The organism is Caulobacter sp. P1_B12_2, assembly GCF_056406675.1.
Genome location: NZ_JBFTZS010000372.1, coordinates 1 through 4,635 on the forward strand (window position 1 = coordinate 1; position 4,635 = coordinate 4,635).

Here is a 4,635-nt window from a genome sequence, read left to right on the forward strand (position 1 = left end):
CCGCCAAGGGCCCCGTCTTCGGTCCGAGCCGTCTAGGGCCAGGGGTGCCACGGTCCGGGAGGCAGCGGCCCCGGCTGGGTCGATTCACAGTAGTCGACGCCCTGCTCGAAGCAGCTCGACCACTCGGGCGAATAGCGATCGCTGTACAGTCGATCACAGCGGCCAGCGGCCCATTGCATACAGGGCTCGGGATAGGCGTGGGCGGCCGTCGTCTGCACGGCGCTCGCCGCCGCCACGGCGGCAAACGCCAAGACCAGTCTCAGCGGCTTGGAAAACATCACTCGGGTCATACACCCTCCAGTGGGAACACGCGAAACGCGCAAGGCAACTTCACCCTGGATTGTATTCAAGTCAACATAGTAAAGCTAGTTGACGCCACCTAAGGCTGCGCCACGCCCAGCGTCTCGATGCGGATGGCCACCGCGTCGCCGATCACCCCCGCAGCGCCGGCGCTGCCGAAGGCCTTGCGGCTGATCGTTCCGGTGATGGTGAAGCCGGCCTGCTTCTTGTTGTTGTTGGGCGCCGTGCCGATCTTGTTCAGCTTGACGTCGAAGGTCGTGGGCAGGGTCACGCCCATGAGGGTCAGGTCGCCGGTGACCTTGGCGGTCGTGTCGCCGGTCTTTTCCACCCTGGTCGACTTGAAGGTCATGGTCGGGTTCTTGGCGGCGTTCAGCCAGCGCTCGCCCTTGAGGTGCTCTTCGCGCGTCGCGTTGCCGGCCTGCAGGCTGTCGACGCTGACCGTGGCCTCGACGCGCGACTTCTCGGGCGCGGCCTCGTCCAGCCAGATCGTGCCTTCCGCCTTGCCGAAGATCCCAAGCACCGAGGTGAAGCCGAAGCGGTCGATGACGAAGCTGGTCTCGGTGTGGGCCTCGTCGAGCTTGTAGGCGACCTCGGCGGCGGCGGCCGGCGCGGCGGTCGCGCCCRAGGCGGCGCAGGCGGTCATGACGGCGAGCAGGCGTTTCATCGGGCGTTCCCCTCATCCCGTTCAGCGGGACAGCGCAAGCTTCACGCGAGCGAAGGCGAACGGCAAGCGCCCAAACGAAAAGAGCCCGGCGCGAGGCCGGGCTCTTCGGTATTCAGCGATGAAGCCGAAGCCTAGTTCTTGGCCACGTCCACCAGCTTGTTCTTGGCGATCCAGGGCATCATGGCGCGCAGGCGGCCGCCGACTTCCTCGATCTGGTGCTCGGCCGAGCGGCGACGGGTCGCCTTGAAGCTCGGCTGGCCGACCTGGTTTTCCAGCATGAAGTCACGGACGAACTTGCCCGACTGGATGTCTTCCAGCACGCGCTTCATCTCGAGCTTGGTTTCCGGCGTGATGATGCGCGGACCGGTGACGTACTCGCCGTACTCCGCCGTGTTGCTGATCGAGTAGTTCATGTTGGCGATGCCGCCTTCGTACATGAGGTCGACGATCAGCTTCAGCTCGTGCAGGCACTCGAAATAGGCCATTTCCGGCGCGTAGCCGGCTTCCACCAGCACTTCGAAGCCGGCGCGGACCAGCTCGACCGTGCCGCCGCAGAGGACGGCCTGTTCGCCGAACAGGTCGGTTTCGCATTCCTCGCGGAAGTTGGTCTCGATGATGCCCGAGCGGCCGCCGCCGATGGCCGAGGCGTAGGCCAGGCCGAGGTCAAGCGCGTTGCCGGTGGCGTTGTGGTGCACGGCGATCAGGCAAGGCACGCCGCCGCCCTTCTGGTACTCGCCGCGCACGGTGTGGCCGGGACCCTTGGGGGCGACCATCAGGACGTCGATGGTGTCCTTGGGCTCGATCAGGCCGAAGTGCACGTTCAGGCCGTGGGCGAACAGCAGGGCCGCGCCGTCGCGGATGTTGGGGGCGATCTCTTCGTTATAGATCGCGCGCTGATGCTCGTCGGGCGCCAGGATCATGATCAGGTCGGCCCAGGCGGCCGCCTCGGCGACGGTCATGACCTTCAGGCCTTCGCCTTGCGCCTTCTTGGCGGTCGGCGAGCCGGCGCGCAGGGCGACGGCGACGTTGCTGGCGCCGGAGTCCCGAAGGTTGAGAGCGTGCGCGTGACCTTGCGAACCATAGCCTACGATCGCGATCTTCTTGTCCAAGATACGAGCGAGGTCGGCGTCGCGATCATAATAGACGCGCATGTTTTTTCTCCAGGACTGGTCAATATGGCCGCCTCGCGCAACGGCGAAGCGACAAAGGCCGGGCGTTTGAGCGTTTTTTTGCCGTTTCGTCAAGGCGATGACGGCAGAACGTTGTGACCCGAAAGCCTCTGTGGCGACGTTTTAGACGCTGAGGCGTTCCACCGCCATGGCCAGCCCCCAAGAAGCCTCGCAAGACGCCCCGATCGTTTCCCCTGAACCCAGCGAGGAGCGGGCGCTGCGGGTGCTGGTGATCGCCGGCTCGCAGCGACGGCACAACAGCTGTCCGGGGCTGGATTCGAAAGCCCGCGCCCTGATGATGCGGATGGCGGCGGGGCTGCCGGCCGCGTGGCAGATCGACACGGAGGACCTGGGCAACCAGCACGGCAAGCCCAAGATCCAGGCCTGCAACGCCTGCGTCTCCTCGTCGATGGCGCTGTGCGTCTATCCCTGCAACTGCTACGGCCCGCGCAGCACCACTCAGCCCGACCTGATGTGGGATCTCGACCTTTACGGCCGCCTGGCCCGAGCCGACGCCTGGGCCTTCATCGGTCCGACCAACTGGTATGGGCCCACCACCAACTTCAAGCTGATGTTCGACCGCCTGGTCTGCGCGGCCGGCGGCAATCCGCGTCCCGACCTGATCGACAAGAAGAACACATTGAAGGCCCAGGCTCTGGAGCGTTCGCCGCAGTGGAAGCGGCTGACCAAGAACCACCTGGAGGGCCGCACGGCGGCCTTCTTCACCTATTGCGACGGCGGGGCCGACGAGATGGGCGAGGACGGCCGGCCCAAACTCGTCGCCAACAAGGCCTGGTTCGACCCGAAGAAGGAGCCCTATCAGGACGAGCGCCTGGCCTATCAGGGTCTGGTCTGGCAGTGCCGCTACAGCGGGATCGAGGTTCCGGACGACCTGTGGACCGCCGGGGTGTTCGGCGAGGGCAAGCCCTACGCCGACGACCAGACCGACGACATGATGGCCGAGAGCGACCACGTGGCCCAGTTCGACGCCTGGGTCGAACGGTTCGCCACCCACACGGTGCTGAAAGGCGTCGTCGCCGCCAAGGACGACGAGCGGGCGGCGAAATCGACGACGAATGTCTAGGACGCGATTGGGGACGCACGCAGGCGTGCGCCCCCCGACTGTTTCGCTACCAGAACAGACCGTAATAGACGCTCAGCACCTGGCCGCTCCAGACGTCGACCAGCAGGGCGTCGTTGCCGACCCGCACCCACTCGCAGCCGACCGGCGGATACGGCAGGCCGTATTGCCAAGCGTCCAGGTAGTAGGACTGGCCGTACCAGCCGCCCGGCAGGTAATCGCCGAACGACCAGCTGCGAGCGTAGAAGCCGCGCGGATAGCGATAGGCCCCGGCCCGGTAACGCTGAGAGGCGTGGTAGGACGGCCGGTAGCGGCGCTGGTCATAGCGCTGGCGATCGTTGTCGCGATCGCGCCACTGGCCGTTGTTCTGGCCCGGACGACCATGATCGGGACGGCCTTGATCAGGTCGGCCTTGGCCAGGCCGGCCTTGATCGCCGCGCCCGTTGCCGCGATCCCAGCCGCCGTTCTGGCCGCCACGATCGCCGCGGTCGCCGCGGTCGCCGCGGTTTTGATCACCGCGATTCTGGTCGCCACGATCGCGTCCGCCTTGCCCTTGACCCTGGCCTTGTCCTTGCCAGCCGCCGCGGTCGCGGCCTGGCTCGGGGGTCTGGGCCTGAGGCGCGGGCGCGGGTTGTTGCGCTTCCTGCGGTCGCGGGGTCAGGGGCGACCGGCCGCCGCCGTTCCCGTCGGGACGACCGCCGCGATCGCCGCCCGACTGACGCCAGCCGCCGCGATCACCGCCGCCCGAAGGTTGCTGCTGTTGCTGCTGTTGAGGTTGTTGCGGCTGGTCCTGCGATTGCTGCTGGCGCCAGCCGCCACCGCCGTCGCCGCGCCCGCCGCCCTGACGCCCCTGGCGTTCAGGACGGTCCTGCCCCAGGCCCGCGCCCGCGGCTTCCGCCGCCGCGCCGCCCAGCAAGGACAGGATCATCGCCGTCGTGATCAGACGTTTCATGTGTTTCCAAGTGCTCCAAGGGGCCTTGTGGTGACCCCAACGCTCATCCCTTGTATCCAATATCGGCCTTGCTCCATGAACCGCGTTTGAACAAGGACGCCACCAGCACGGGAGATCCTCCATGACCGCCAAACCGCAGGATGTGCTGGGATTCTGGACCGCCGCCGGTCCCATCAAGTGGTTCGCCAAGTCCGACGCCTTYGACGAAGCCATCCGTCTGAAGTTCGAACCCGTCCACCTGGCCGCCGCGCGCGGCAAGTACGACGCTTGGGCCGCTGACGCGTCCCATGGGGCCGATGGGGCGCTGGCCTTGCTCATCCTGCTGGACCAGTTTCCCCGCAACCTCTTCCGAGACAGCGGCCACGCCTTCGCCACCGACGGCAAGGCCCGGGCGATCGCCGCCGCCGCCGTGGCGGCGGGTCAAGACAAGGCCGTCGCGCCCGAACTGCGGCCGTTCTTCTACCTGCCC

At 66.9% G+C, this 4,635-nt stretch carries 6 protein-coding genes; 2 read left to right on the plus strand and 4 right to left on the minus strand.

All coding sequences use genetic code 11. The features are described from left to right. Positions 1-32: 32 nt before the first annotated feature. From AC1DZ6_RS19350 to ilvC, 3 genes are all read right to left on the minus strand, one after another. A complete protein-coding gene (locus tag AC1DZ6_RS19350) occupies positions 33-290 on the minus strand; it encodes a hypothetical protein (protein WP_477098769.1) in 258 nt (85 codons plus the stop codon). Between the two features lie 89 nt (positions 291-379). After that, the gene (locus tag AC1DZ6_RS19355) at positions 380-964 is read right to left on the minus strand and encodes a YceI family protein (protein WP_477098770.1); all 585 of its coding nucleotides are present in this window, start codon (positions 962-964) and stop codon (positions 380-382) included. Positions 965-1,095: 131 nt separating this feature from the next. After that, on the minus strand, positions 1,096-2,139 hold the full coding sequence (gene ilvC, locus AC1DZ6_RS19360) for a ketol-acid reductoisomerase (RefSeq protein ID WP_477098774.1): 1,044 nt from the start codon (positions 2,137-2,139) through the stop codon (positions 1,096-1,098). Positions 2,140-2,281: 142 nt separating this feature from the next. Between ilvC and AC1DZ6_RS19365 the strand changes: the two genes are divergently transcribed. Next, positions 2,282-3,217, plus strand: coding sequence for an NAD(P)H-dependent oxidoreductase (locus AC1DZ6_RS19365; protein ID WP_477098771.1), 936 nt, complete (start codon positions 2,282-2,284; stop codon positions 3,215-3,217). 46 nt (positions 3,218-3,263) lie between these two features. On the opposite strand, the gene AC1DZ6_RS19370 is transcribed toward AC1DZ6_RS19365, so the two are convergent. Continuing rightward, positions 3,264-4,166 carry an RcnB family protein gene (locus AC1DZ6_RS19370; RefSeq protein WP_477098772.1) on the minus strand — a complete coding sequence of 301 codons (903 nt, stop codon included), beginning with the start codon at positions 4,164-4,166 and terminating at the stop codon, positions 3,264-3,266. A gap of 121 nt (positions 4,167-4,287) precedes the next feature. On the opposite strand from AC1DZ6_RS19370, the gene AC1DZ6_RS19375 reads away from it, so the two are divergent. Continuing rightward, on the plus strand, positions 4,288-4,635 hold a 348-nt coding region (locus tag AC1DZ6_RS19375; RefSeq protein ID WP_477098773.1), incomplete at its 3' end, for a DUF924 family protein.

What these genes read in the sequence shown, in the direction of transcription:
- AC1DZ6_RS19350 (WP_477098769.1), bottom strand. Translation starts at nt 290, where the DNA reads ATGACCCGAGTGATGTTTTCCAAGCCGCTGAGACTGGTCTTGGCGTTT.
- AC1DZ6_RS19365 (WP_477098771.1), top strand. Translation starts at nt 2,282, where the DNA reads ATGGCCAGCCCCCAAGAAGCCTCGCAAGACGCCCCGATCGTTTCCCCT.
- AC1DZ6_RS19370 (WP_477098772.1), bottom strand. Translation starts at nt 4,166, where the DNA reads ATGAAACGTCTGATCACGACGGCGATGATCCTGTCCTTGCTGGGCGGC.